Annotated in this window: 28 protein-coding genes; 16 read left to right on the top strand and 12 right to left on the bottom strand. The window is 72.1% G+C overall.

Annotation, left to right across the window (positions count from 1 at the left end; translation table 11 throughout):
- Positions 1-49 precede the first annotated feature (49 nt).
- The gene (locus tag ABD785_RS23610) at positions 50-1,876 is read left to right on the top strand and encodes a thiamine pyrophosphate-dependent enzyme (protein ID WP_344832036.1); all 1,827 of its coding nucleotides are present in this window, start codon (positions 50-52) and stop codon (positions 1,874-1,876) included.
- Positions 1,877-1,957: 81 nt separating this feature from the next.
- Here ABD785_RS23610 and ABD785_RS23615 read toward each other — a convergent pair whose 3' ends face one another.
- Together ABD785_RS23615 and ABD785_RS23620 are read right to left on the bottom strand one after the other, a co-directional pair.
- Positions 1,958-2,989 carry a porin PorA family protein gene (locus ABD785_RS23615; RefSeq protein WP_344832039.1) on the bottom strand — a complete coding sequence of 344 codons (1,032 nt, stop codon included), beginning with the start codon at positions 2,987-2,989 and terminating at the stop codon, positions 1,958-1,960.
- A 155-nt stretch (positions 2,990-3,144) separates the two neighbouring features.
- On the bottom strand, positions 3,145-3,498 hold the full coding sequence (locus tag ABD785_RS23620) for a hypothetical protein (RefSeq protein WP_344832042.1): 354 nt from the start codon (positions 3,496-3,498) through the stop codon (positions 3,145-3,147).
- A gap of 194 nt (positions 3,499-3,692) precedes the next feature.
- Here ABD785_RS23620 and ABD785_RS23625 point away from each other — a divergent pair, with 194 nt between their 5' ends.
- A complete protein-coding gene (locus ABD785_RS23625) occupies positions 3,693-4,886 on the top strand; it encodes a L,D-transpeptidase (RefSeq protein ID WP_344832044.1) in 1,194 nt (397 codons plus the stop codon).
- 33 nt (positions 4,887-4,919) lie between these two features.
- Positions 4,920-6,137 carry an ADP-ribosylglycohydrolase family protein gene (locus tag ABD785_RS23630; RefSeq protein WP_344832046.1) on the top strand — a complete coding sequence of 406 codons (1,218 nt, stop codon included), beginning with the start codon at positions 4,920-4,922 and terminating at the stop codon, positions 6,135-6,137.
- Positions 6,138-6,180: 43 nt separating this feature from the next.
- Here the strand turns inward: ABD785_RS23630 and ABD785_RS23635 are convergent, their stop codons facing one another.
- On the bottom strand, positions 6,181-7,365 hold the full coding sequence (locus ABD785_RS23635; RefSeq protein ID WP_344832047.1) for a cytochrome P450: 1,185 nt from the start codon (positions 7,363-7,365) through the stop codon (positions 6,181-6,183).
- Positions 7,366-7,468: 103 nt separating this feature from the next.
- Between ABD785_RS23635 and ABD785_RS23640 the strand changes: the two genes are divergently transcribed.
- Positions 7,469-8,050 carry a TetR/AcrR family transcriptional regulator gene (locus tag ABD785_RS23640; protein WP_344832050.1) on the top strand — a complete coding sequence of 194 codons (582 nt, stop codon included), beginning with the start codon at positions 7,469-7,471 and terminating at the stop codon, positions 8,048-8,050.
- Between the two features lie 156 nt (positions 8,051-8,206).
- Here the strand turns inward: ABD785_RS23640 and ABD785_RS23645 are convergent, their stop codons facing one another.
- Positions 8,207-8,647, bottom strand: coding sequence for a MarR family winged helix-turn-helix transcriptional regulator (locus tag ABD785_RS23645; protein WP_344832052.1), 441 nt, complete (start codon positions 8,645-8,647; stop codon positions 8,207-8,209).
- Between the two features lie 251 nt (positions 8,648-8,898).
- On the opposite strand from ABD785_RS23645, the gene ABD785_RS23650 reads away from it, so the two are divergent.
- On the top strand, positions 8,899-9,312 hold the full coding sequence (locus ABD785_RS23650) for a nuclear transport factor 2 family protein (protein WP_344832055.1): 414 nt from the start codon (positions 8,899-8,901) through the stop codon (positions 9,310-9,312).
- A gap of 13 nt (positions 9,313-9,325) precedes the next feature.
- Here ABD785_RS23650 and ABD785_RS23655 read toward each other — a convergent pair whose 3' ends face one another.
- Positions 9,326-9,925 carry an ASCH domain-containing protein gene (locus tag ABD785_RS23655; RefSeq protein WP_344832058.1) on the bottom strand — a complete coding sequence of 200 codons (600 nt, stop codon included), beginning with the start codon at positions 9,923-9,925 and terminating at the stop codon, positions 9,326-9,328.
- A 162-nt stretch (positions 9,926-10,087) separates the two neighbouring features.
- Between ABD785_RS23655 and ABD785_RS23660 the strand changes: the two genes are divergently transcribed.
- The 4 genes from ABD785_RS23660 to ABD785_RS23675 all read left to right on the top strand — a co-directional run bounded on the left by ABD785_RS23660 (position 10,088) and on the right by ABD785_RS23675 (position 13,429).
- Positions 10,088-10,660, top strand: a complete 573-nt coding sequence (locus ABD785_RS23660; protein ID WP_344832061.1) for a dihydrofolate reductase family protein — start codon at positions 10,088-10,090, stop codon at positions 10,658-10,660.
- Positions 10,661-10,689: 29 nt separating this feature from the next.
- Positions 10,690-11,310 (top strand): alpha/beta hydrolase, encoded by a 621-nt coding sequence (locus ABD785_RS23665; protein ID WP_344832064.1) that lies wholly within the window; start codon positions 10,690-10,692, stop codon positions 11,308-11,310.
- A 90-nt stretch (positions 11,311-11,400) separates the two neighbouring features.
- A complete protein-coding gene (locus ABD785_RS23670) occupies positions 11,401-12,366 on the top strand; it encodes a helix-turn-helix domain-containing protein (protein ID WP_344832067.1) in 966 nt (321 codons plus the stop codon).
- Positions 12,367-12,463: 97 nt separating this feature from the next.
- On the top strand, positions 12,464-13,429 hold the full coding sequence (locus tag ABD785_RS23675) for a helix-turn-helix domain-containing protein (RefSeq protein ID WP_344832069.1): 966 nt from the start codon (positions 12,464-12,466) through the stop codon (positions 13,427-13,429).
- Here the strand turns inward: ABD785_RS23675 and ABD785_RS23680 are convergent.
- Complete coding sequence (locus ABD785_RS23680; RefSeq protein WP_344832072.1) at positions 13,422-14,225, bottom strand: helix-turn-helix domain-containing protein; 804 nt, start codon at positions 14,223-14,225, stop codon at positions 13,422-13,424. The genes ABD785_RS23675 and ABD785_RS23680 overlap by 8 nt on opposite strands.
- A gap of 245 nt (positions 14,226-14,470) precedes the next feature.
- Between ABD785_RS23680 and ABD785_RS23685 the strand changes: the two genes are divergently transcribed.
- The 3 genes from ABD785_RS23685 to ABD785_RS23695 all read left to right on the top strand — a co-directional run bounded on the left by ABD785_RS23685 (position 14,471) and on the right by ABD785_RS23695 (position 17,702).
- On the top strand, positions 14,471-15,271 hold the full coding sequence (locus ABD785_RS23685; RefSeq protein WP_344832075.1) for an alpha/beta hydrolase: 801 nt from the start codon (positions 14,471-14,473) through the stop codon (positions 15,269-15,271).
- A gap of 67 nt (positions 15,272-15,338) precedes the next feature.
- Positions 15,339-16,121: an MBL fold metallo-hydrolase gene (locus tag ABD785_RS23690; RefSeq protein WP_344832077.1), complete on the top strand. Its 783-nt coding sequence runs from the start codon at positions 15,339-15,341 to the stop codon at positions 16,119-16,121.
- Positions 16,122-16,142: 21 nt separating this feature from the next.
- Positions 16,143-17,702 (top strand): adenylate/guanylate cyclase domain-containing protein, encoded by a 1,560-nt coding sequence (locus tag ABD785_RS23695; RefSeq protein ID WP_344832080.1) that lies wholly within the window; start codon positions 16,143-16,145, stop codon positions 17,700-17,702.
- Between the two features lie 3 nt (positions 17,703-17,705).
- Here ABD785_RS23695 and ABD785_RS23700 read toward each other — a convergent pair whose 3' ends face one another.
- Positions 17,706-18,347: a winged helix-turn-helix transcriptional regulator gene (locus ABD785_RS23700; RefSeq protein WP_344832082.1), complete on the bottom strand. Its 642-nt coding sequence runs from the start codon at positions 18,345-18,347 to the stop codon at positions 17,706-17,708.
- Positions 18,348-18,457: 110 nt separating this feature from the next.
- Here ABD785_RS23700 and ABD785_RS23705 point away from each other — a divergent pair, with 110 nt between their 5' ends.
- A complete protein-coding gene (locus tag ABD785_RS23705) occupies positions 18,458-18,766 on the top strand; it encodes a hypothetical protein (protein ID WP_344832084.1) in 309 nt (102 codons plus the stop codon).
- 304 nt (positions 18,767-19,070) lie between these two features.
- The gene (locus tag ABD785_RS23710; protein WP_344832087.1) at positions 19,071-19,658 is read left to right on the top strand and encodes a TMEM165/GDT1 family protein; all 588 of its coding nucleotides are present in this window, start codon (positions 19,071-19,073) and stop codon (positions 19,656-19,658) included.
- Between the two features lie 8 nt (positions 19,659-19,666).
- Here the strand turns inward: ABD785_RS23710 and ABD785_RS41375 are convergent, their stop codons facing one another.
- Both ABD785_RS41375 and ABD785_RS41380 read right to left on the bottom strand, forming a co-directional pair.
- Complete coding sequence (locus tag ABD785_RS41375) at positions 19,667-19,819, bottom strand: hypothetical protein (RefSeq protein WP_425547811.1); 153 nt, start codon at positions 19,817-19,819, stop codon at positions 19,667-19,669.
- Positions 19,810-20,463: an alpha/beta fold hydrolase gene (locus ABD785_RS41380; RefSeq protein ID WP_425547812.1), complete on the bottom strand. Its 654-nt coding sequence runs from the start codon at positions 20,461-20,463 to the stop codon at positions 19,810-19,812. The genes ABD785_RS41375 and ABD785_RS41380 overlap by 10 nt, the downstream gene beginning before the upstream one ends.
- Positions 20,464-20,571: 108 nt before the next feature.
- Here ABD785_RS41380 and ABD785_RS23720 point away from each other — a divergent pair, with 108 nt between their 5' ends.
- Together ABD785_RS23720 and ABD785_RS23725 are read left to right on the top strand one after the other, a co-directional pair.
- Complete coding sequence (locus ABD785_RS23720) at positions 20,572-21,345, top strand: cyclase family protein (RefSeq protein WP_344832093.1); 774 nt, start codon at positions 20,572-20,574, stop codon at positions 21,343-21,345.
- Positions 21,342-22,976 (top strand): thiamine pyrophosphate-binding protein, encoded by a 1,635-nt coding sequence (locus tag ABD785_RS23725; protein WP_344832096.1) that lies wholly within the window; start codon positions 21,342-21,344, stop codon positions 22,974-22,976. The genes ABD785_RS23720 and ABD785_RS23725 overlap by 4 nt, the downstream gene beginning before the upstream one ends.
- Here ABD785_RS23725 and hpnE read toward each other — a convergent pair.
- From hpnE to ABD785_RS23740, 3 genes are all read right to left on the bottom strand, one after another.
- Complete coding sequence (gene hpnE / locus ABD785_RS23730; RefSeq protein ID WP_344832099.1) at positions 22,963-24,372, bottom strand: hydroxysqualene dehydroxylase HpnE; 1,410 nt, start codon at positions 24,370-24,372, stop codon at positions 22,963-22,965. The two genes, ABD785_RS23725 and hpnE, sit on opposite strands and share 14 nt — an antisense overlap.
- A 77-nt stretch (positions 24,373-24,449) precedes the next feature.
- Positions 24,450-25,079 carry an SRPBCC family protein gene (locus ABD785_RS23735; RefSeq protein WP_344832102.1) on the bottom strand — a complete coding sequence of 210 codons (630 nt, stop codon included), beginning with the start codon at positions 25,077-25,079 and terminating at the stop codon, positions 24,450-24,452.
- Positions 25,076-25,414, bottom strand: coding sequence for an ArsR/SmtB family transcription factor (locus ABD785_RS23740; RefSeq protein WP_344832105.1), 339 nt, complete (start codon positions 25,412-25,414; stop codon positions 25,076-25,078). Before ABD785_RS23740 ends, ABD785_RS23735 begins: the two co-directional genes overlap by 4 nt.
- Between the last annotated feature and the right edge of the window lie 54 nt (positions 25,415-25,468).

The raw sequence follows: 25,468 nt of genomic DNA on the forward strand, positions 1-25,468 counted from the left end.
GTGCGGCTTCCTTCCGCGAAACAATAACGTGTTCTATCGGTAAAGATCAGTGCCGGTTTTCGCCTGGTCGGCGGCCGCGGTGAGTGGGGGGCGGTTTGTCGGGGATGGGCAGGGTTATTCGTCTCAGCCGAGCAGAGCCGGAGCCATGACCACCATCGCGGAGCAGATCGTCGCCACACTCGCCGATCTGGGGGTGCGCACCGTATGGGGGGTCGTGGGCGACGCCCTGAACCCGGTGACGGACGCGATCCGGCGGGAGGAGCGCGTGGGCTGGGTGGGAACGCGGCATGAGGAGGCGGCGGCGTTCGCGGCGGGGGCGCAGTCGCAGCTGACGGGCGTGCTCGGGGTCTGCATGGGGACGGTGGGCCCGGGGGCGATCCATCTTCTGAACGGGTTGTACGACGCGAAGAAGTCGCGGACGCCGGTGCTGGCGATCTGTGGTCAGGTGCCGCTGCCGGAGCTGGGTTCGGACTACTTCCAGGAGGTCGACAACGACGCGCTGTTCGGTGACGTGGCGGAGTTCTGCCGGACGATCACGTCGCCGGAGCAGATGCCGCGGCTGCTGGAGCAGGCGATCCAGGCGGCTTATGCGGGGCCCGGGGTGGCGGTGCTGACGCTGCCGGGTGATGTCGGTTCGATGGAGGCTCCGGCGGGGACGAGGGCGCGGCTGACGACGCGTCGTCCTGTTCCGGTGCCGCAGGAGGAGGAGCTGGAGCGGGCGGCGAAGCTGATCAATGCGGCGGGTTCGGTGACGATGCTGGTGGGGATGGGGGCGAGGGAGGCTCGGGCGGAGGTGCTGGCGGTCGCGGAGCGGTTGAACGCTCCGATGGTGCTGACGTTGAAGGGCAAGGAGGGCCTGGAGCATGACAATCCTTACCAGATCGGCCAGAGCGGCCTGATCGGTAATCCGGCGACGAAGAAGGCGTTCGACGCGGCGGATCTGCTGCTCATGGTGGGTACGGACTTCCCCTATCCGCAGTGGCTGCCGGAGGGGGTTCCGGTCGTCCAGCTGGATCTGCGGGCGGAGAACATCGGCCGGCGCGTTCCGGTGGAGGCGGGGGTGGTCGGGGACGCCGCGGCCGGGCTGCGGGCGCTGCTCGGCGGGCTGGCGGCGAAGAAGGACCGGGCGCATCTGGACGGGGCGCGTGCGGCCTATGCCTCGTGGAACGAGCGGCAGCGGAAGCTGGTGGATCCCGAGCACGACAAGGGCATGATCGGGAAGATCCGGGCGCGGTTCGACAACACCGAGGCGAGGATCAGGCCGGAGGCGCTGGCGGCGGTGGTGGACGAGCTCGCCGCCGATGACGCGGTCTTCACGACCGATACCGGGATGTCGACGGTGTGGATGTCGCGGTTCGTCACGATGCGCGGGGACCGCCGGATGCTCGGTTCCTACAATCTGGGGTCGATGGCCAATGCGATGCCGCAGGCGCTGGGGGCCTCGGCGGTCGACCGGGGCCGGCAGGTCGTCGCGTTCTGCGGTGACGGCGGGTTGACGATGCTGCTGGGGGATCTTCTGACGGCGGTGGCCTATGACCTGCCGGTGAAGCTGATCGTGTTCGACAACGGGCGGCTCGGCATGGTGAAGCTGGAGCAGGAGCAGGGTGGGTTGCCGGAGTTCGGGACGGTGCTGGGCAATCCGGATCTGGCAGCGGTCGCGACGGCGATGGGGCTGACGGGGATCCGGGTGAGCGATCCGCGTGATCTTCCGGGTGCGATCGGGAAGGCGCTGGCGACACCGGGGCCGGTGCTGGTGGACGTCCTGACGAATCCGGAGGAGATCTCGCTGCCGCCGAAGGCGACGGCTTCGGACGCGTGGGGGTTCGCGATCGCGAAGCTGAAGGAGTCGGTGACGAGCCCTGGGGACAAAGGCTGATCTCGGGGAACGGTCTGGGGGCACCGGCCGTCGGGCTCGGTGCCCCCAGCATGTTCACCGTGGGGATCCAGACGGTGGGGGTCAGACGGTGGCGGTCTCCTCGACCGGGGTCTCCTCGGGGGTGGCGCCGCGGCGGCGGCGCGGCAGCCAGAAGGCGAGGGCGAGCAGGGCCAGGCCGACGACGGTCAGGGCGATGGGGATGACCGTGCCGATGAGGGTGAGGGCCTTGGCGTCGTCGGCCGCGGCGGCGGCGTTCTTCTTGACCTGCTCGGGAGCGACCTTGATCTTGACTGAGGTGACCGCGGCCAGGGGTGTCGGGGCGGAGGCGCCCGGCATCGCGGCGACGATGGTCTGGTCCTTGGTCGTGTCGAGGGTGTTGCCGGTGGCGGCGTCGACCCAGAGGGTGACGTCGAGGGTGTTGAGGTAGGTCAGGGGGAGCGGGTCGGGCAGCTGGGGGAGCGCGCCGGCGAGGAGTTTCTGCTGGTCGGCCGGGAGGGCGGCGGCGACGAGCTTGAGGGCGGTCTTGGGCAGGGACTGCGGCATGCTCGCGAGGGTGGTGGGGTCCTTGACCGGTGCGGTGCCCTTGGAGTTGTAGACGTAGGTGGTGCGGCCCTCGCGCTTCTCGGTGCGGACGTAGGTGGCGGGGAAGGCCTGCTGGGTGGTGGAGTCCCACATCTGGTAGCCGGACTTCTTGGGGGTGACCTCGGGGCCGAGGCTGCCCTGGATGGTGGTCGCCTTGGTGCCGGCGGGGGCGGGGCGTCCGGCGAGGGTCTTGCTGTCGACCGCGTAGGTGTACTGGGAGTTCTGGAGGTCCTTGCCGTCGGGGCCGGTGAGGATGTCGGTCTCCTGCAGGACCACGGTCGAGCCGGAGGTCTTGACGGCCTTCATCCGCTGGGAGGCCTTGACCGGCAGATCCTTGAGGAACAGGTTCTGGATGTCACCGGTGGCGATGGCGGGGGCGTTGAGCAGGGTCGCGGTGCCGACGTAGTTCGAGGTGGAGTCCTGGTCGGAGGGGACCTTGTGCAGGCCCGGCTCGATCGAGAAGGACAGGACCGCGGCGGCCGCGAAGAGGACCACAGAACCTGCGGGCAGTGCGATGCGGGAAAGGCGCATGGGGGAGGGGATCCTTTCGGGAGCGCAAAGAATGTGAGGAAAGTTACATATTCTCCCGTGTGACGTGGACCATATCGACAGCTGAACCACCGGGTCAATCGGACCGGCGAATCCATGATCGTTACTTTTGGATGACGTGAGCGGCCGCGTGGGCCTCAGCCCGTCGCGGCGAGGTCTCCGTCCCGGCCCCAGGGGCGGCCGACCCGCAGGGCGAGGCGGTCGCGCAGGAGGGAGGCGGCCTGCTCGGGCGTCGTCCCGGCGGCGCGGGCGCGCACGAGACGGCCCTTCAGCGCGACGGTGACCTGGGCGAGGGCGGGCTTGGGCGGGGCGGGCTCGCGCAGGAGGGTGAGGGCCATCTCGACGCCGAGGACGGGCTCGCCGACCTCGGCCAGCATCGTCTCGAGGAGTTCGCGGGCCTGGGTGATCTGGTCGTCGGAGACCGCGCCGTGCTTCCGCACGACGATGCCGACGGGTCGCTTCTGCCCCTGCTGGGCGCTGGTGTTCGTCATGGCTCAAAGACTGCACGGGAGGCCCGGAAGAACGCAGTGACGGACGTCCCAGCGGGGCTGTGACTTCGGCTACGCAGGCGATCCAGAAGATCACCGGCGGCCGGGAGGGCGGGAGAACCGGACGCCCGGTCTGGGCGTCCCACAGGTGGGTAGGGGGTTTTCTTCCCTGGCGGACGGTGTGGAAGGCGGAAGTGATGAGGGTGGGGGACCGGAGGGCCGCGCTGGCGCTGGCCGGGCTGCTGGCGGTGGCCGGCTGCCAGAGCGGTGGCGGCGACGGCGGGAAGGACGACGGCAAGGGCGCCGCGCTGTCGGTCGTGCCGGCGGACGGAGCCGGGGACGTGCGCCCCGACCAGCCCGTCGTCGTGACCGCGGACGGCGAGAAGATCACCGAGGTGGCGGTGACGGCGGACGGGGAGAAGGCCGAGGGGGACCTCAGCGCCGACGCGAAGAGCTGGCGGACCCGCTGGACGCTCGCCCCCGGCACCCGCTACCAGGTCGTCGCCAGGACCGAGAAGGGCACGAGCGTCACCTCCGCCTTCACCACGCTGAAGCCGGCCAAGACCATCGGCACCTCGATCGTGGGCCCCGAGGACGGCGGGACCGCGGGCGTCGGAATGCCGATCATCCTGAACTTCAACACCCCGGTCTACAACCAGGACGAGGTGCTCAAGGCCCTCGACCTGAAGATGTCGGAGCAGGTCGAGGGCGCGTGGCGGTGGGTGTCGCGCCAGCAGCTGGTCTACCGGCCCCGCGCGTACTGGCCGAGCGGGCAGAAGATCAAGCTGGTCGCTCATCTGAAGGGCGTGCGGGCGGCCAAGGACACCTACGGCACCCGCGACCTGAGCTACGGTTTCACCGTCGGGGACGCGGTGGTCAGCACCGTGGACACCAGGACCCACACGATGACGGTCCGGCGCAACGGAAAGATCGTCAGGAAGATCCCGATCAGCGCCGGACGGGCGACCAAACGCGCCTACACCACCACCAACGGCATCCACCTGACGATGGAGCGGGCCGAGCGGGTCGTCGCCGACTCCGCGACCGTCGGCATCCCCAAGGGCGACCCGGAGTACTACCGGCTCGACCTGAAGTGGGCGGTGCGGATCTCCAACAGCGGCGAGTACGTGCACGCCGCGCCCTGGTCGGTCGGTTCGCAGGGCAACGCCAACGTCAGCCACGGCTGCGTCAACGCCAGTGACGCCGACGCCCGCTGGTTCTACGACCAGAGCGTTCCGGGCAACATCGTGATCGTCACCGGTACCGACCGGGAGCTGGAATGGAACAACGGCTGGGGGTTCTGGCAGGTCCCCTGGGCGGAGTGGTCGGCCGACAGCGCGATGGAACAGCCGGCGGGCGTCCCTTCGACCCCGGCTCCGGCGACCGGCTGACCCGCGTCTCCGGAAGGGCGTAGGCTCCTGCCGATGGCAATCGATCTTCGTGGCCGTGCGTGGACGTCGCTGCTCGGCCTCGCGGCGGGCGACGCCCTGGGCTCGCAGTTCTTCGTCCCGGCCCACCGCGCCGCGTTCGAGGCCCGCACGCTGCCGCCCGGGCCGTGGCAGTGGACCGACGACACCGAGATGGCCTGCGGCATCTGGAAGGTCCTGGCGCGGACGGGCCGGATCGACCAGGACCTGCTGGCCGCCGTCTTCGCCGAGCACCATGACTTCGACCGCGGCTACGGGCCGTCCACCAACCGGCTGCTGCGGCTGGTCAGGGAGGGCGGCGACTGGCGCACCCTGGCCTCGGGGGTGTTCGACGGGCGGGGCTCGTGGGGCAACGGCGCGGCCATGCGCGTCGCGCCGCTGGGCGTGTGGTTCGCCGGCGACCTCGACCTCGCCGCCGAGCAGGCCCGGCTGTCCGCCGAGGTCACCCATGCCCATCCCGAGGCCGTCGCCGGGGCGATCGCGGTCGCCGTGGCCGCGGCGCTGGCCGCCACCGGCCCGGGGAAGCCCGGCCCCTTCCTCGACCGGATCCTCGCCCACGTCCCGGAGGGGACCGTCCGCGACGGCATCCGGCAGGCCCGCACCCTGCTGACCATCGGCGACCCCGCCTCGGCCGCCGCCGCGCTCGGCAACGGCCGCCAGGTCGCCGCGCACGACACCGTCCCGTTCTGCCTGTGGGCCGCGGCCCGCCACCTCGACGGTTGCGAACGCGACGGCTTCGAGGCCGGATTCTGGGCGACGGCCTCGGCCGGCGGCGACATCGACACCACCTGCGCGATCGTCGGCGGCATCCTCGCCGCCCGTCCCGGCACACGGATCCCCGCCGCCTGGCTGCCCCACCTCGAACCCCTGCCCTCCTGGATCGGCCCGCCCGGGCAGCGGGACGGCGGCATGACCATGGACGAGCTGTTCGCCGAGCCGCCCGCCCAGTGGGGCCTGCGCGGCGACCCCCACGCCTGGGCCGCCCTGCGCGAACGCCTGAACGCCATGCCCGTCCCGGAGGATCCCGCCCGGCTGGAGGACCTGCTGGCCGCGACGTTCCTGGACGTCGTCGGCGTCGATCCCCGCACCGCCACCGGCGAGCACGTGTACCGCGAGGAGTTCGCCCACGGCGGCATGTCCAGCGGCCATGTCCACCTGCCGACCTGGCGCGACCGCCTCCTGCCCCTCCTCCTCGCCCGCGGCACCCGGCACTGAACCCGGACTCACGCTCGCCGGCCGGCGGTCCTCTCCGCGCCGCTCACGGGGCCGCCCCGACCAGCAGCGGGAGGGTCTTCCAGCCGCGGACGGTGGAGGTCTGGGCGAGTTCGGCGGCGTCCCAGTCCACCTCCCAGCCGGGAACGTGCTCGAGGATCTCCTCGGCGGCCACGCGTCCTTCGAGGCGGGCGAGCGCGGCGCCGAGGCAGTAATGGGCTCCGATGCCGAAGGTCATGTGCTGGCCCACCCGGTGGACGTCGAACCGGTCGGGATCGGGGAAGCGCCGCGGATCGCGGTTGGCGGCGGCCTGGATGAACAGGATCGCGCTGCCCGCCGGGACGGTCGTGCCGTGGAAGTCGACGTCGGTGGTGACATGGCGGCCGGTGAACGGGCCGGTGGGCTCGAACCGCAGGATCTCCTCGATCGCGTTCGGGATGAGGGAGTGGTCGGCGGCCAGCTCGCGGCGCTGCCCGGGGTGGCGGGCCATGAGCGCGCCGAACCAGCCGATGAGACGGCCGGTGGTCTCGTTGCCCGCCCCCGCCACGACCGTGCAGTAGGTGAGGACCTCCTCATCGGTGAGGGTGCGGGTGACGCCCTGCTCGTCCTCGAACCGGGTGGTCATCAGCTCGGTCATGAGGTCGTCGGAGGGGTGGGTCTTGCGCCACTGGAGATAGGCGCCGAACGCGTCGGTGTTGAGGATCACCTCGGTGTCGATCTTGCCGCCGTCCTCGGTGTTCAAGGTGGCGTCGGTGCGGTCGCGGATCCGCGGCTGGTCGGCCTCGGGGATGCCCAGCAGCATGCCGATCACCCGCATCGGCATCTCGGCGCCGACGGCCTCCACGAGGTCGAACCGGTCGGCGCCCAGCACCGGCTCCAGCGCCCGCTTGCAGAAGGCCCGCACCTGCGGTTCGAGGGAGGCGATGCGGCGCGGGGTGAAGACACGGGCCAGCAGCCTGCGGTGGACGTCGTGCACGGGGGGATCTTCGAAGATCAGGGTTCCGGGAGGGAAGTCGATGCCCGCCTGGATGATCTCCAGGATGTCGCCGCGGGCGGAGGAGAAGGTCCGCCAGTCGGAGAGACCCTGCTGGACGTCGGCGTGCCGGGTGACGGCGTAGAAGTCGTGCCGGTCGTTGTAGTAGAGCGGCGATTCCTCCCGCATCCGGTTGAACAGGGGGTAGGGGTCGCGTGTGAAGGCGGGGTCCCACGGATCCCAGTACAGATCGGTCACGAGTTCTCCTCCGGAGGGAAGCACGACGGTGCTGAACAATCGTTTAACCGCTGAACGAGTGTTTAACATCCGCCGGAGCGGCAGGTCAAGGACAATGGGCGGCATGAGCGCCTCCCGCCGCATGGGCACCGAGAACACCGAGACCCGTCAGCGCCTGATCGAGCTCACCGAACGGCTGATGATGGAGGAGGGGTACGCGGCGGTCGGGATCCGGCGGGTCGCCCGGGAGGCCGACGTCGCCCCGGCCCTGGTGCTCTACTACTTCCGTACCCTCGACGACCTGTTCATCGCCGTCCTGCGGCGCGGCGCCGAGGAGGAACTGGCACGGCAGCGCGCGATCGCCGACGACGCCGACCCCCTCCGGGCACTGTGGGGACTGGCCGGCCGCCGCGGCGCCGCCAGGATCACCGAGGAGTTCATGGCGCTCGGCAACCACCGCAAGGCGATCCGCGCCGAGATCACCGCCCAGGCCGAACGCTACCGGCGCGCCCAGCTCGAATCCCTGACCCGCGCCCAGGACGAGGGACGCCTCGACCTCCACGGCGCCACACCGATGGCCGCGGTCGTCATCTCCACCGCCCTGTCCCGAGTCCTCGTCATGGAGGAGGAGATGGGCCTGACCTGCGGCCACGAGGAGACCCGCACCCTCGTCGAGGACCTCCTCACCCGCATGGGCCCCGCCTGACCGGCGTCCGGACCTGGTGAAAGGCCGCCACGCGCGCGACCCGACGGCGCACCGCATGCAAGCCGCCCGCGTTGAGGCAACCTGTAGCTGACGCTGACCCCCAGGTCACAGCCATTTCTGTTGGATCTTCGCCGTTCGCCACGGGCCCGGCCCGGCTCAGGTGCGCTGGTGGTGGGTGAGCAGCCGGGTGAGCAGGAGGGTCAGGGTGCGACGGTCTTCAAGGGGGAGCGGCTCCAGGAGATCGTCCTGGACTCGGTCGAGGGCCTGTTCCATGAGGCGCAGGCGTCGCCGGCCCGCCGGGGTGATGGTGACGATGTTGCGGCGCCGGTCGTGGGGATCGGTGGCGCGCTCGACGAGATCATCCGCCGCGAGCTCGTTGAGCGCCGCGACCACGTCGCTGCGGTCCATCGTGCAGCGGCGGCCGAGCTCGGCCTGGCTGGCCGCGCCCGACTCCGCCAGGGCGGCCAGGATCCGGTAGTGGTAGCCGCGACCGCCCACCTCACCGAAGCCCTCGGAGGCCAGCCGGTGGGCGTGCACCGCGAGCTGGGTGAGCAGCCAGCTCGGCTTCGCGGCCAGGCGCACGGGAGTCTCTTCCACGTCGGCCAGCCTACATTTCCGGCCGTGCCGACCAGCGTGAGCGGGGAACCCCGGCCGTTTGATCGTTCGTCTCCTCTTCAGCCGCAACCGCGGCCGTCTATCGTCGCCCTGGGACGACGCGCAGTGGCCCTGCGGTTTCCGGAACCTGCTCGGCATGGAGTTCTCCACCTTCCAGGCCTTGCGCTGAGCGCCGGATCCCGGTCGTATAGTTGGCGAGACCAATGTTGGAAGCACCAATGAAAGGAGCCTTCATGTCGCCGGAGAGCCTGGTCGCCGATCGTCTGGAGATCGCCGATCTGTTCACCCGCTTCGCCCTGCTGCTCGACGAGAGGCGCTGGGACGACGCCGGCACCGTGTTCGCCGAGGACGTGGTGGTGGGTTCGCCGCTCGGGGGAGAGGTGCGCGGCGTCGCCGACCTCGTCGAGCACATGCGCGGGTCCGAGATCGAGGGCGTCGCCACCCAGCACCTCACCACCGACCTGCTGGTGGGGATCGACGGTGACCGGGCGTCCGCCTCGGCGAACTCCCTCGTCTACTTCTTCCGCGACGGCCGCCCGCCCCACCGGACCAGCGGGCTGCGGCTGAACTGCACCGCAGTCCGCACCCCCGGCGGCTGGCGGCTCGGCGAGGCCCGGATCACCCTCGCCTGGACGCACGAGACCTGAGACGCCGCCGTCCTCAACCCGGCCCGGGTCCGGCCCTCAGGAAGTCCATCAACGCCCGCCCTCTGGGAGAGAGGCGGTAGCCCGTCTCGAGGCTCTCGGTGAGACCCAGCTCCTTGAGACGGCGCACATCGGCCTTGAACGGCAGCTTCTCCCGTCCCAGGATCGCGGCGAGATCCAGGGCGCGCAGCCCGGGACGCTCCTCGATGAGCCGCAGGACGTCCCGGGTCCACGGGCCCCGGCGGCTGCGCGCGTCCACCCCGTCCAGGAGATCCCGGATCCCGGCCAGCTCACGCCCCGTCAGATCGGCGGCCCCGGCCAGCTCCGCCCGAGGGTCGGACCCGCCGAGATGGAGCATCACCCGGTGGTAGCCGCCCTCCTTGGTGCTCTTGGACAGGGCGGTGAGCAGGGCGGCGCGGTCGGCGAACCCCGAGCGCAGCGCGTCCTGCTCGGTGATCTCCTCGGCGGTGACGGCCGTGACCGAGTCGATGACGACGATCCCCGCCCATGTGCGCTGCGTGCTCCCCGCCCGCACCCGCGGCTCCCGCCAGACCCGGAACACCCGGTCGATCCGCCCGCCCGCGATCCCCTCGAGCACCTCGCGCCTGAACAGCATCGCCCCTCCTTTGCAACCACCCCATCCTGGCCTTCCCCCGGGGCGGACGGCCACCCGGCGACACCCCGACAAAGAATCAATCCTTGACAAAAAAATTGTTCGGTAGCAGACTGGGCGGTGCCCGGCCGGGAACCCCGGCCGCGAGAACCCCGAGGAGTCACGATGCGCACCCTGATCAGCACCGCCTTCGTCTCCCTCGACGGCGTCGTCGAGGGACCCGGCGGAGAGCCCGGCTACCGCAACTCCGGCTGGACCTTCAAGGACGTCGACTTCCTGCCCGAGGCCTACGAGATCAAGGGCCGGGAGCAGGAGGAGTCCACCGCGATGCTCCTCGGCAGGGTCAGCTACGAGGTGTTCAGCCCGGTCTGGCCCGGCATGGAGGAGTTCGCCACCTACAAGGAGATGCCCAAGTACGTCGTCTCCACCACCCTCACCGACGCCGACCTCGTCACGAACTGGGGCGATACCACCATCCTGCGCACCCTCGACGACGTCGCCGCGCTGAAGCGGACCGAGGGCGGCCCGATCATCATGCACGGCAGCGCCGACCTGAACCACAGCCTGTCGGACGCCGGCCTCATCGACCGCTACCACCTGCTCGTCTACCCGCTCCTGCTCGGCGCCGGCAAGCGCCTGTTCAGCACCACCGACAAGGACACCCAGAAGCTCAAGCTCGTCGAGCACGAGGTCTACGCCAACGGCCTGCAGAAGAACGTCTTCGACGTCGTCCGCTGAACGCACCCCGATCCCAGGAAAGCGGTCGCATGCGCAACACCGTCACCGGTCTCGTCGTGGTCGTGCACGGAGGACGCTCGCAGAGCAGGGAGCCCACCTCACCGGTGCAGCCGGCGGTGGTCCGGATGATCCCGCTGGCGGCGGCCGTGCGGCGGGCGGCGGGACCGGCGGTGAAGGTCATCCGCCCGCGCCTGCGCCTGCGGGGATGGAACGGCGCCGAGGCCTCACCCGTCGCCGACCTCACCGCGATCCTCGACGGCCTGCCCGACCTGCCCCTGGTCCTCATCGGCCACTCGATGGGCGCCCGCGCCGCCCTGCGCGTGGCCGCAGACCCCCGGGTGACGGGCGTGGCCGGCCTCGCCCCCTGGACGCCGCCGGGCGAACCGGTCGACCAGCTCACCGGACGCCGCGTCCTCCTGGTGCACGGAACCGCCGACACCGTGACCAGCCCCGCCGACACCCTCGCCTACGCCGCCAGGGCACGCCGCCTGACCGAGGTCGCGACGATCTCCCTCACCGGTGCCGACCACGCCATGCTGCGCCGCGCCGCCCTGTGGCACCGCCTGGCCGCCGACTTCGCCCTGTCCTGCCTCACCACGCCCCCGCCCTCGATCGCCCGAGCCTTCGACCACGAGCACACCACCCTCTGACCAGGAGTGCGGCGCCTGGAGCGCGGACGCCCGCCGGGCCTAAACTGACCGGCATCACATTGGGCACTTTCGCGGTGGTTTGGGGCGTTCATGGTCGCGATGTTCGACAGCTCCGCCGTCCCCGTGGCGGAGCGGGCGGACCTCATGCGGGCGGCGCTGGCCGAGACGAGCGTGTCCTCGGTGGCGCTCCTCGGAGCCAGGGACCGGGTCAGCGCCCGGCTGGACGTGTGGCAGCTCGGCGACAGCTACCTCTTCCGGGCCGCGACGTCGCCCGTGCGGATGTTCCGGACCGAGCGGCAGGCGCGACGTGAGCCCGTCCCCCTCCTGGCCCTGGCGGTGCAGGAACACGGTGAGGGGCTGCACCGGCAGTTCGGGCCGCCGCGCAGGGTCCGGACCGGCGGGCTGATGGGCATGGACATGACCGAGCCGTTCGAGTTCTCCTGGTCGGGCCAGGGCGCCTCACGGGCGCTGATGATGCCGCTGGAACAGCTCGACGTCCCGGCCGACCTGATGCGGCACGCGGTGCCGCGGCTGGCGCACAGCCCTCTGTACGGCCTGGTGTCCCGCCACATCACCGAGCTGTTCGACAACGCCGACGCCGTGAGCGCGCACCCCCTGGCCGCCCACATCGCCGAGGCGGGCGTCGACCTCGCCCGCGCCCTGATCGGATCACTGGCCTCCGACGGGGCCACCCGCAAAGAGGCCGCCGAGCAGACCCTCCTGGCCCGCGTCCGCGAGCACGTGCGGCAGAACCTGCACGACCCCCACCTGGACGCGGCGTCGATCGCCGCCGCCCACAACATCTCCCGGCGGCGGCTGTACTCGCTGTGCGCCCAGGCCGGCATCAGCCTGGAGCAGCACATCATCCAGCGCCGCCTGCAAGGCGTGCGCGCCGACCTGTCGCGGCCGACGGCCGCCCCGCGGTCCATCGAGGCGATCGCCCGCGGCTGGGGATTCCGCAACATCACCCACTTCAACCGGCGGTTCCGCCGCGAGTTCGGGATGAGCCCCCGGGAGTACCGCGCCCTGAAAACGGCCGCACACCCTCCCGCCTGACCCCGGTTCTTTGCTGTGCGTGCACACTTTCCGGCCACCCCCCCGGCACCGATGTCATGATCAGTTCTGACGGTCGGCATCGCCTTGGGGAGCGTTCGTGCTGGTTCTGGACACCGCCGACCTGCCGGCGGCCGAACGCGCCGAGGCCTACCACGCCGCCGCGGCGGGGGAGAGCGGAAGCTGCTCCGTCGAGCAGGAGACCTACGGCGACCAGCTGTGGAAACGGCTGGAGCTGTGGCATTTCGGGCCCATCACCATGTTCGCCACCGAGGGATCGGGCATGCGCATCTGGCGCACCCCCCGGCACGCCCGCTCCGACTCCTCCAACACCGTCTCGGTCATCACCCAGAGCAGCGGCACCGGCGCCTTCTCCTGGAACGGCCACCAGCAGCACGTCGCCACCGGCTCCCTGGCCCTCGCCCACAAGACCGCCGGATACGAGTACGGCTGGTCCGGCTCGGGACTGTCCCTGGCCTTCATGGTCGACGCCGAACGGCTCGGGCTCCCCGAGCACATGGTCCGCACCGCCATCCCCCTGCTGTCCACGAGCAGCATCACCCCCCTCCTGCTGAGCCACCTGCGCGCCCTGCACCGCGACGCCGACCGGCTCAGCGCCGACGAGGGCGCCGACGCCATCGGCGACGCGACCCTCGCCCTCACCCGCGCCCTGGTCGCCTCGGTCGGCACCCGGGGAGCGACCCGGCGCGGCATCGCCGAGGAGACCGCGCTCACCCGGATCCTCGCCCACGTCCGCACCCACCTGGCCGACCCCCACCTCACCCCGCAGCGCATCGCCCACGCCCACGCGATCTCCCTGCGCACCCTCTACCGGATCTGCGAAGAAGGCGGAATCAGCCTCGAACAGTGGATCATCCACCGCCGTCTCGACGGCGCCCGACGCGACCTCGCCGCCCCCGAGCACGCCCACCGCGCCATCGACTCCATCGCCCGCTCCTGGGGCTTCACCCACCCCGCCCACTTCTCCCGCCGCTTCCGCGCCGTCTACGGGATGGCACCGCGCGAGTGGCGCAGGAGCCAGGCCGGCCGGCGGACGCTCAGTTGAGGCCCGTCGCGTCCCGGCGCCGCCACGCGTGGAGGTCGAGGCCCTCTTCCTCGCACAGGCGGTGCAGGGCGGCCGGCGTGAGGTTGTGGGCGGCGGCGATCCGCTCCGGCGTGAGACCGGGTTCGGCGGCATGGGCGCGGACGTAGGCCAGGATCCGGGGCAGCCGGGTCTGCTCGGCGACCTCACGCACGGCGGGCCCGCCGACCGCGGAGGCGACGAAAGCGCGCACGAGAGCGACGACGGCGGCGCCCACGCCACCCGACCCGGGTTCGGCGGCGAGCCGGTCGGCGTCGGCGTTGATCGCGGTGAGCTGGGTGAGCAGCAGGAACGTGACATCGCTGTGCGCGGCCAGCGGGACCGCGGCACGGATCATGGCGTCGGGCAGGCCGAGCTCCTCGACGTCCATCATCAGCGCGAGGCTCTCACCGGTACCCGACCAGTTCCACTCCCAGGCGCCCGCCGCCCGGCCCGCCAGCGCCAGATCGGGAGACCCCAGACGACGCTGACGGCCCCCGCAGGCGAATCCCGCCCTGCCGGCGGACTGGGTCATGACCGAGACGGTGTTCCAGGGGTCCCTGCTCACATGCCGCGGGCTCTGCCAGTAGCGCATGCCCGAACCCTGCGTGCGGAAGAGCGTCACCGGACCGAAGTGCCAGGCGTGCAGACGGCTGTGGAACTCCCCGTCGGCGCCGAGCTCGTGCTCGACCCCGCAGGCGCCGGTCTCGGCGGTGGCGAAGGCGCGGTAGGCCTCGACCCGCTCGCCGGGCGGCAGATCGTCGGTGTCCAGCAGGAGCATGTCAGGTCCCAGAGTCGGCGGGGTCGCGACGGCACAGCGCGCGCTTCCGTGGATATCACGAAAACAGCGCCGGAAGCAGGCCGGACGGCCGCGACTCCCCTGATCCACGCTGCCGGGAGCGCACGGGCGGCCGTTCTGGCACGCACGGCGCAGAGGGCGGCGCTGACAGTCAAACGCGCGGGCCGCGACCGGATGATGATCAATCTGGAGAACGGTTCGACAGCAACCCGCTGAGGAGCACCGACATGACCGACCGACCCGACACCATCGTCCTCATCCACGGCTTCTGGGTCACCCCGCGCAGCTGGGAGGGCTGGATCGACCACTACAAGGCCAAGGGGTTCCGCGTGCTGGCCCCCGCCTACCCCGGCTTCGACGTCGAGGTCGAGGCCCTCAACGCCGACACCACCCCCATCGAGCGCCTCGAGGTCCCGGCGATCATCAGCAGGCTCAAGGAGACCATCCGCGACCTGGAGACCCCGCCGATCCTCATCGGCCACTCCGCCGGGGGCGTGTTCACCCAGATCCTCCTCGACCACGGCTACGGCGCCGCGGGCGTGGCGATCAACTCCGCCCCCACCGAGGGCGTCGCGGTCACCCCGCTGTCGCAGATCCGCGCCGCGTTCCCCGTGCTGAAGAACCCCGCCAACCGGCACAAGGCCGTCGGCCTCACCTACGACCAGTGGCGCTACGCCTTCACCAACACCTTCCCCGAAGACCAGGCCAAGGCCACCTACGAGCGCTACCACGTCCCCGCCTCCGGCCACGTGTTCTGGGGCAGCGCCCTGGCCAACATCCACCCCGGCCACACCGACTCCTACGTCGACTACCGCAACCCCGAACGGCGCCCGCTGCTGTTCCTGTCCGGCGAGAACGACCACCTCATGCCGCCCAAGGTCCAGATCTCCAACGCCAAGCACTACAAGGCGCCCGGCACCGTGACCGAGCAGTTCACCTACCCCGGCCGCGCCCACCTGATGCCCGCCGAGGACGGCTGGCAGGAGGTCGCCAACCACGCCCTCACCTGGGCCCTCGACCACTCCTGAGCGCCGCGGCCCGGCCGTGCCCGCACCGGCGCGGCCGGGCCTCCCGCACAACCGATCGGAGACCGCCATGACCGGCGTCGGCTTCACCCACATCGGCGGTCCCACCGTCCTCATCGAGCACGCCGGCTGGCGGATCCTCACCGACCCCACCTTCGACCCGCCCGGCCGCACCTACGCCTTCGGCTGGGGCACCTCCTCCCGCAAGCTCACCGGCCCCTCGATCGCCGCGGCCGACCTGCCGCCGATCGACGCGATCCTGCTCACCCACGACCACCACGGCGACAACCTCGACACCGCGGGCCGGGCGCTCCTGCCCGCCGCCGGAACCGTCCTCACGACGGTGTCAGGGGCCCGGCGGCTCGGCGGAGGCGCCCACGGCCTGCGGCCCGGGCAGACCCACCTCCTCCAGGCGCCCGGCAGGCCCGCCCTCACCGTGACCGCCACCCCCGCCCGCCACGGCCCGCCGCTCAGCCACCCCATCACCGGCGACGTCATCGGCTTCGCCCTCACCTGGCCCGGGCAGGTCCACGGACCGCTGTGGATCACCGGTGACACCGTGAACCACCGGGCCGCCCGGACAGCCGCCCGGGCCCTGCGGCCCGGCACCGTCCTGCTCCACCTCGGCGCCGTCCGCTTCCCCTCCACCGGCCCGCTGCGCTACACCATGAACACCCGCGACGCCCTCTCCCTCCTGGACGGCCTGGCCCCCGCGACCGTCCTGCCCGTCCACTACGAGGGCTGGCAGCACTTCACCGAGAACCGCGACGCCATCACCGCCGCCCTCGATGCGACCGGCGGCCCGCCCTTCACCTGGCTGCCACCCGGCCGACAGCAGACGATCACCGTCTGAGCTCCAGTAGGTTGGGCGGCTATGAGGCGGATCGGGCGGTTGTTGGGGCAGGTGCTCGATGGGCGTCCCGGGGCATCCCGGGAGCAGGTCGAACGGCGCACCCGATGGCTGGTGCTGTCGAGCGTGGTCGTCGCGAACGTCGGCGGCGCACTGGTGGTGCTGGCGCTGGCCATCGGGGTGCTGCCCGACCCGGCCGACCTCGACGACCTCGAAGCCCTGCGCCGGTTCAACACCGCCGTCCTGCTCGTCTACCTGGTCCTGGCGATCGCGGTCGGCGTGGCGGTGGGACTGCGGTCCTTCCGGCCGATCCGGGCCCTGTTCCTGACCGACCGCCCGCTGGAGGAACGCGAACAGCGGCTGGTGCTGCGCGGCCCGCTGCGCATGATGCGCGTCCACGGGGCCCTGTGGGGGCTGGCGAGCGCCGGATGGGCGCTGATCAACGTCGCGTTCTCCCCGCTGCTGGCGCTCAAGCTCGGCCTCACCTGCGCGCTCGGCGGGCTGACCACCTGCACGATCATCTACCTGCTCACCGAACGGCTGTTCCGCACCGCCACCACCCAGGCCCTCAGCACCGAGATCCCGCAGGACCCCGGCGTGCCCGGGGTGGTCGGCAAGCTCGTCCTGGCCTGGATGCTGGGGACCGCCACCCCGGTCCTGGGGCAGATCCTCATCGGCGCGGCCGCGCTCCTGCGCGACACCATCACCGTCGGGGAACTGGCCTGGGCGACGCTCGCGCTCGGCGGCACCGCCCTGGCGGTGGGCCTGGCCGTCACCTACCTGTCCGCGCACGCCGTCGCCGCCCCGGTCGACTCGGTGCGGGAGGCGATCGTCCGGGTCGAGCGCAACGACCTGACCGCCCAGGTGCCCGTCTACGACGGCAGCCAGATCGGCCAGCTCCAGGCCGGGTTCAACCACATGGTCGCCGGACTGCGCGAACGCGAGCTGCTCCAGGACCTGTTCGGCCGGCAGGTCGGCGAGGACGTCGCCAGGATCGCCCTGGAGCGGGGAGTGGAACTGGGCGGCGAGCTCCGCCACGTCCACGTCATCTTCGTCGACGTGATCGGATCGACGCGCCTGGCCGCGACCCGGCCTCCGATCGAGGTCGTCACGCTGCTCAACCGGTTCTTCGGCGTCGTCGTCGAGGTCATCGAGGCGCACGGCGGCTGGATCAACAAGTTCGAGGGCGACGCCGCACTGGCGATCTTCGGTGCGCCCGTCGACCTGGACGACGCCCCCACCCGCACCCTGGCGGCGGCCCGTGAACTGGCCGCCCGCCTCGCCGCGGAGGTCCCGGAGATGGCCGCTGCCGTCGGCGTCTCCGGCGGGCAGGCCGTCGCGGGCCACGTCGGAGCCGTCAACCGCTTCGAATACACCGTCATCGGCGACCCGGTCAACGAGGCCGCCCGCCTCACCGACCTCGCCAAGACCACCCCCGGCCTCCTGCTGGCCTCGGCGGCCGTCCTGGACGCCGCCGCCCCCGCCGAATCCGCGTGCTGGACCCTCACCGGCGAGGTCACCGTCCGCGGCCGGACCACCCCCACCCGCACCGCCGCCCCCCGCACCGAACCCGCCGCATCCTGACGATCACCCGCCGTCCCCGTACAGGAGGCGGTGCAGCGTGGGAAGGCCGCCGACGAGGGCCGCGCTCCCCTCGGCCAGGGCGGGGGCCAGCGCGGCGGGATCGGCCAGGAGCGCGCCGAGCGTCCGGGGATCGGTGCGCAGGGCGATGTCGGCGGTGGCGGGCTCACCGCTGAGCACCTGGACGCCGCCCGCCTCGACGCGGACCGTCCAGGGCGTCCCCCCGAGGTCGAGGCGGCAGACGAACGGCGGCGCCGCCGGATCGCGCGGCACGCCCCCGCGCAGGAAGATCAGCACCGAGGTCGCGCTCAGCGAGGCGGGCTCCGCGGGCCGAGGCGCGTCGATCCCCCACTCGCCCAGGGCCAGGACGATCGGCTCCAGGCCCCGCCCCCACTCCGTCAGCTCATAGACGTGCGGGCCGGACGCCCCCGCGAGCCTGCGGCGGCCGACCACCCCGTGCAGCTCGAGCTCCCTCAGCCGGTCGGCGAGCAGGTTGGAGCTGGCGTTCGGCAGGGAGAGCCGCAGCTCGGAGAAGCGCTGCGGCGCCAGGAGCAGCTCCCGGACGACCAGCAGCGCCCACCGCTCCCCGACGACGTCCAGCGCCCGGGCGATCCCGCACGAGTCCCGGTAGCTCCGGCTGGTCGGCATGGCCCCACCCCCTCAGATCGACCTCGATCCTAGATTACTTCTCACATAGGTTGTTTTTTACAACTGGACATGGTTTGTTTTCAGCGACAGCAAGAAGACAGGAGCACGGCATGACCAGTTCGCACGCCACGATCGTCGACCCCGACGCCCACCACGTCCTGTTCGAGAACGACCACGTCCGGGTCGTCCAGGCCCGCGCCTCCCGAGGATGGGCGAGTGCCATGCACTCCCACCCGCCGATGGTCGTGGTCAACCTCGGCACCGGCCGCCAGAAGGTGACCTGGCCCGACGGCACGACCCAGATCGTCGACCTGAACCCCGGCGCGGTCGTCTGGCAGGAGGAGTCCTTCGACCACTCCTGGGAACTCCTGGCCGGCGAGGTGGACGTGGTCCTCGTCGAGATCAAGTCCGCCGCCTAGATCACGCCGCCCAGAACACCCGGGCGCCGTCCCGGCGAGGGGACGGCGCCCGCCGCCGGCGCGATCGGGTAGACTTTCCGCAGCGAAGGGGAGTAGTCCCGCGATACCGGTCGGTCGACATGCTGGTCATCCTCGGATGACCCGGCCACCGGGCCCCGCCAGGGGTGGACGAGACCTTCGGCCAAGGCACCGCCGGGCCCCTACCCATGGGCCCGGTTCGACGTGCCGGGCCGAACGGTACCCCTGCCGCCCGGATGGCTGCTGAGGATCGCGGAGCCCGGACCCCAGCAGAAAGACCCATGCGATGTCCTTCGACCCGGTCGCCGTCCTCACCGCCTTCGGGCTCATCTTCCTCGCCGAGCTCCCCGACAAGACCATGTTCGCCTCACTGGCCATGGGCACCCGGATGCGGCCCCTGTACGTGTGGTTCGGAACCTCCTCGGCCTTCATCGTCCACGTCGTCCTGGCCGTCAGCGCCGGCAGCGTCCTGTCGCTGCTGCCCGGAACCCTGGTCAAGCTGGTCTCGGCCGCCCTGTTCGCCTTCGGCGCCTTCATGCTGCTGCGCGGCGAGGGCCCCGGCGAGGACGACGCCGACGAGGCAGGCAAGATCATCAAGGGTTTCTGGCCCGTCTACACGACCGCGTTCATGGCCGTGTTCATCAGCGAGTGGGGAGACCTGACCCAGATCACCACCGCCAACCTCGCCGCGACCAACGGTGCCCTGCCCACCGCCGTCGGCTCGGCCCTGGCCCTCATGACCGTCTCCGCCCTCGCCCTGCTCGCCGGGCGTTTCCTCGCCAAGCGCGTCCCGCTCCATCTCATCCAGCGCGTCGGCGGCCTGTGCATGGCCGGGCTCGCCCTGTGGACCCTGATCGAGGTCTTCACCGGCTGAGGCGCCGTTCAGGCCGCGTAGGCCGCGGCGAACAGGTCCTCCAGCGCCGAGTTGACCACGTCGGCGCGGTCGACATGGGGATGGTGGGCGGCGCCCATGACCGTCATGTGGGCGGCTCCCAGGCGTCCCGCCGTCAGCGAGGCGCACATCATCAGGGGCACCCCGTCGCGCTGGCGGTGCTGGGGATGGGCGTCCTCCCAGGTCCCGGAGACCACCAGCCTCGGGAAGGCGGCCCCGGCCAGGTGCTCCAGCGGGATCCCGGCCTCCCAGCACGGCCGCGCCCGCAGGGCCGTCGCCGCGGCGCGCAACCGGGCGGGCGACGGCTCCAGCGGGACGGTCCCCGCCGACTCCGCCGCCCCCAGCAGATACCGCCGCGGGGTGAGATCGGCGGGCATCCCCGCCAGCATCTCCTCACGCGCCCGGACGCATCGGCGACGACCGGATCGTCCATCGCGAGCTGGTAACAGTCCGGCTCGATCAGCGCCAGCGACCGGATCATCTCCGGACGGGCCGCGGCGGCCAGCAGCGCCACCACCCCACCGGACCCGTGCCCGACCACGTGCAGCGGCCCATGGACGTCCAGCAGGGAGATCACGTCGAGCGCGTCCACGGTCACATCACCCCGGACGATGTCCGGACTGTCCCCATGGCCCCGCCGGTCCATCAGCAGCAGCCGATGCCGCTCCGACAGCGGCCGCTGGGCACCGAACCCCAGGACCGGATCGTCCCCCCAGGCCACCGAGCCGTGAATCATCAAAACGGCGTCTCCGTGGACGCCCCAGCGCGTCAGGTGAATCTCTTCCATCGCCCCGCCCTACCCCGCCCGGCCCCACCTTCACCACCCGCTGGCGGGGAGGGGGCCGAAGGGGCCACACTGAGCGTCCTGGACACCGGTGGAAGGGAAGGGGCGCACGTGGACGTGGTCGCAGGAGTGATGGCGGGGCTGGCCGGGGGAGCGGTGGAGATCGTGGACCTCACGGCGCCGCTGAGTCCGCACACGCCGGTGCTGCGGCTGCCCGAGCCGTTCGCGAACACGATCCCGCTGTCGCTGGAGAAGGTCAGCGACTTCGACGCCGACGGGCCCTACTGGAGCTGGAACAACATCCACACCGGCGAGCACACCGGAACCCACCTCGACGCGCCGGTCCACTGGGCCAGCGGCAAGGACGGCCTCAGCGTCGACCGGATCCCGCCCTCGCGCCTCACCGGCCCCGCCATCGTCGTCGACTGCACCGCCGAGGCCGCCGACGACCCCGACTTCCTGCTCGGCCCCGGCCACCTCGAGGCGTGGACGGCCGAGCACGGGCCGCTCCCGCAGGGCGCCTGGCTGCTGTTCCGCACCGGCTGGAGCGCCCGCTCCGACGACCCCGAGGCCTTCGCCAACGCCGACGAGAACGGCCCGCACACCCCCGGGGTGTCCGTGGCGGGGGCGGAATGGCTGGCCGCCTCGCCCATCAGCGGGTTCGGCGTGGAGACCGTGGGCATCGACGCCGGGCAGGCCGGCGGCATGGAACCCGCCTTCCCCGTCCACTACCACCTGCTCGGCGCCGACAAGTACGGGCTGACCCAGCTGCGCAACCTCGACCTGCTGCCCACCTCCGGAGCGATGATCATCGTGGCTCCGCTGCCGATCGTCGGCGGCACCGGCAGCCCGGCCCGGGTCTTCGCGCTGGTGCCACGGGCATGAGCGAGACCGTCGCCGAGCTCACCGGCAGGCTGCTCGCCGACCTGGGCGTCGGGCATGCCTTCGGAGTGGTCGGCAGCGGCAACTTCGCGCTGGTCAACGCGCTGCGCGCGCACGGCGTCCCGTTCACCGCCGCCCGGCACGAGGGCGGCGCGGCGAGCATGGCCGACGGGTTCGGCAGGCTCAGCGCGCTGCCCGCCGTCCTCACCACTCATCAGGGCTGCGGGCTCACCAACGCCGTCACCGGGATCGCCGAGGCCGCCAAGAGCCGCACCCCGCTGCTCGTGCTGACGGCCGACACCGCGGCCTCCGCCGTCCGCTCGAACTTCCGGATCGACCAGGACGCGCTGGCCGCGAGCGTCGGAGCGGTGCCCGAACGCGTCCACGCAGCCTCCTCCGTGGTCGCCGATCTCCTGCGCGCCTACCGGACGGCCGTCCACGGGCGGCGGACCGTCGTCGTCAGCCTGCCCCTGGACGTCCAGGGGCAGACCGTCACCGCCGCACGGTGGACCGCTCCGGTGCCGCCCGAGCCGGTCAGGCCCGGCTCCGCCGCGGTCGAGGCGTTCGCCGCGCTGCTGGCCGCCGCCGAACGGCCGGTGTTCGTCGCCGGGAGGGGCGCCCGCGGCGCGGGCCCGGTGATCTCGGCGCTGGCCGCCAGGACGGGCGCCCTGCTGGCCACGTCCGCGGTCGCCAACGGCCTGTTCGCGGGGGAGGAGTTCGATCTCGGGATCTCCGGCGGGTTCTCCTCGCCGCTGGCCGCCGAGCTGATCGGCGGCGCCGATCTCGTGGTCGGCTGGGGCTGCGCCCTGAACATGTGGACGATGCGGCACGGCGCCCTCATCGGCCCGGACGCCACGGTCGTCCAGGTCGACGACGACGCGGCCGCGCTCGGCGCCCACCGCCCCGCCGATCTCGGCGTCCACGGCGACTGCGCGGCCACCGCCACCGACGTCCTGGACGCGCTCGGCGCCGGGACGGCCACCGGGCTGCGGCGGCCCGACGTCGCCGAACGGCTCACGCGGCGCCGCTGGTGGAACCAGACGCCCACCCCCGACCTGTCCGGGAGCGGCCGGATCGACCCGCGTGTCCTCAGCTCCGAACTCGACCGGATCCTGCCCGCCGAACGCGTCGTCGCGGTCGACTCGGGCAACTTCATGGGCTACCCCAGCGCCTACCTGCGCGTCCCCGACGAGAACGGCTTCTGCTTCACCCAGGCGTTCCAGTCGATCGGCCTGGGCCTGTCCAGCGGCATCGGCGCCGCCCTCGCCCGCCCCGGCCGCCTCGGCGTGGTCGCGACCGGCGACGGCGGCTTCCTCATGAGCGTCTCGGAGCTGGAGACCGCCGTCCGCCTCGGCCGCCCCCTGCTCGTCGTGGTCTACAACGACGCCGCCTACGGAGCGGAGATCCACCACTTCGGTCCCGAGGCGGACCTTTCGGCCGTCACCTTCCCCGACTCCGACCTGGCCGCGCTCGCCCGAGGCTACGGCGCCCGCGGCGTGACCGTCCGCACCGTCGCGGACCTGGCCGAGGTCGCCGCCTGGTCCGCCGCCCCCGAGGGCGTCCTGGTCGCCGACGCCAAGATCGCCGACGACGGCGGTTCCTGGTGGCTGGCGGAGGCGTTCAGGGGCCACTGACCCCGCGCAGCGCCCGGATGGCGAGCGCGGCGCTCTGCACGGCGCCCTCCATCGTGGTGGGCCAGTCGTTGCGGGTCCAGTCGCCGGCCAGGGCGAGGCCCTCGACGGCCGTCCGCTGGCCGGGACGGACGGCACCGGTCCCCGGACGCGAGGAGAACGTGGCCTTCCGCCACGGGACGACATGGGCGTGCACCACACGGGCGTCCCGGGCCTCCGGATACAGGGCCCGCAGCGAGGCCACGCAGCGCTCCACCACCTCGGGGGCGCGCAGCCCGATCAGGTCGTAGGCCGCGCAGGTGGTGAGCGCGTAGAGATGTCCGGCTTCGCTCCGGCGCCCGTGCATGCGGGTCCGGTCGAACACCCAGTGGACGTCGCCGTCGAGCAGGGTCTCCCACGGATGGGTCATGCCGATCGGCCGGTCGAGGTAGAGGTTCACCGACACGATCGGGATCGGGACCAGCTCCCGCGCCGCCGCACCGATCTCCGCCGCTCCGGGCAGGAGATCGAGGAGCCCGCCGGCGTCCCAGGCCGGCACCGCGACGATCACCGCGTCGGCCGGGATCACCTCACCGTCGGCCAGGCCCACCCCGCGCGCCCTGCCGCCCCGCACCTCCACGCGCACGGCCCGGGCCCGCAGCCGCACCTCCACATCCCGCTCGGCGAACACCTTCTCGGCCCCGGTGACATACAGGGTCCGCAGGTCGACGGTCGGATATCCGATGGCGAACGCCCGCCGTCCCTGCCGCAGCGCCCTCCTGCACCCCACGGCCAGCGCGGACGCCAGCGCGTGCGCCGACGCCCGTCCCGGCTCCTCGTTGAGCACGCCCAGGGCGGCCGGACGCCACAGCATCCGGCGCAGCGCCTGCGGCATGCCGATCCGCTCCAGCCACTCCTCGACGGTCATCTCATCCAGCCGGGCCCCGGGCCGGACCGCCGCGACCAGCATCCGCAGATGGGGGACCACGCTCCGGGCCAGGTCACCGAACCCGATGCCGGGAACCCCGCCCGTCCAGAGACCGAGCATGTCGCGGACACCGGTCCCCAGGGTCGCGGGCGGGGCGCCGGCCGCCCTGACCCCGAAGGAACGCGGGAACTCCACGTGCTCGCGCGTCCCGACCGAGCCGAGGTACCGCAGCAGGTGGCGGTAGGACCCGGCGATGACGTGCTGCCCGTTGTCCACCATCTCGCCACCCGCCTCGGCCAGCGGAAAGCCCAGCGTCCGCCCGCCGAGCCGTCCCCTGCGCTCGACCAGCGTCACCCGGTCGCCCTGCTCGGCCAGCCACACCGCCGAGGCCAGCCCCGCCAGCCCTCCACCGATCACCACGACCCTGCGCACGGCCACCTCCCGGCTGTCGAGCCCCCGCACCTCGCCGGGCCACGCTCGCGGGGGGACCATCGGCCGGGGTCACCTCGGTGCGGGTGTCCTCCACCCACCTCTACCACGCGGTCGCGCTGATCGGCCGCCGGAAGGTGTCACCCGGTGGCGGTGTAGGCGGCGATGCACCGGTCGGCCGCGGCGCGGGCGGCGGAGGGGTCGCGGCCGGAGGCGACGTCGGCGGCGTACCAGGCCTCGCCCGCCTGGGTCATGAAGGAGACGCCCTCGGGGGAGACGGTCCAGGGCATCATGTCGGCGGCGTTGAAGGTGCCGTCGGTGAGGTGCAGGGCCAGACCGAGGAAGCCGGAGTCCCAGCCGATGCCGACCGCGCCGGGCCCGAACTCGGCCCACCGCTCGTCATCGACGTGCGCGACGTGCTCCAGCTGGAACCGGGTGTGGTCCTCCTCGACAGGGACGAGCGTGAGGGTGATCCAGCTGATCTCGCCGCCGAACTCCCAGGTCGCCTCGATCCTGTGCGGACGGTCGCAGGACTCGATGAGGCCGCCCGCGTGGTTCTCGAACTGGAAGCGGCCGCCCTCCTTGAGGTCGCCGGAGATCGGCAGGAACCAGCGCGGGATCCGCTCGGCGCTGGTGCAGGCCTCCCAGAGGTCGTCCTGGGAGGTGGGGTAGACCCGGCTGACGGTGATCACACGGGCCTCGCCCGCCTCCAGGGTCCGGGACCCCACGGTGCGGCTGACCGCGCTGATCTGATGGGTGACGTCGATCATGTCGTCTCTCCTCTGCGTTCTTTCTTCCCACGGGCGATCTCGGTGGCCAGCGCGTCCAGGTGAGGCGTCCAGAACCGGCGGAAACGCCCGATCCACTCGTCCACCTCGCGCAGCGGCGCGGGGTCCACGGCGTACATCCGTCGTGTACCCACCGCCCGGACGCTGGCGAACCCGTGCTCCCGCAGCACCTTGAGGTGCTGCGACACGGCGGGCTGGGTGATCCCGAACTCCCGCCGCACGACCTCGCTGACCTCTCCCGAGCTCAGCTCTCCGCCGGCCAGCAGCTCCAGAATCCGCCGCCGCACCGGATCTCCCAGGACGTCGAATGCGTGCACACCCCCAAGCTACAGGCTCAGCTTATATAAGCCAAACCTTAAGCTCGCCCGGGG

Source organism: Actinocorallia longicatena (assembly GCF_039534125.1).
Lineage (GTDB): Bacteria > Actinomycetota > Actinomycetes > Streptosporangiales > Streptosporangiaceae > Actinocorallia > Actinocorallia longicatena.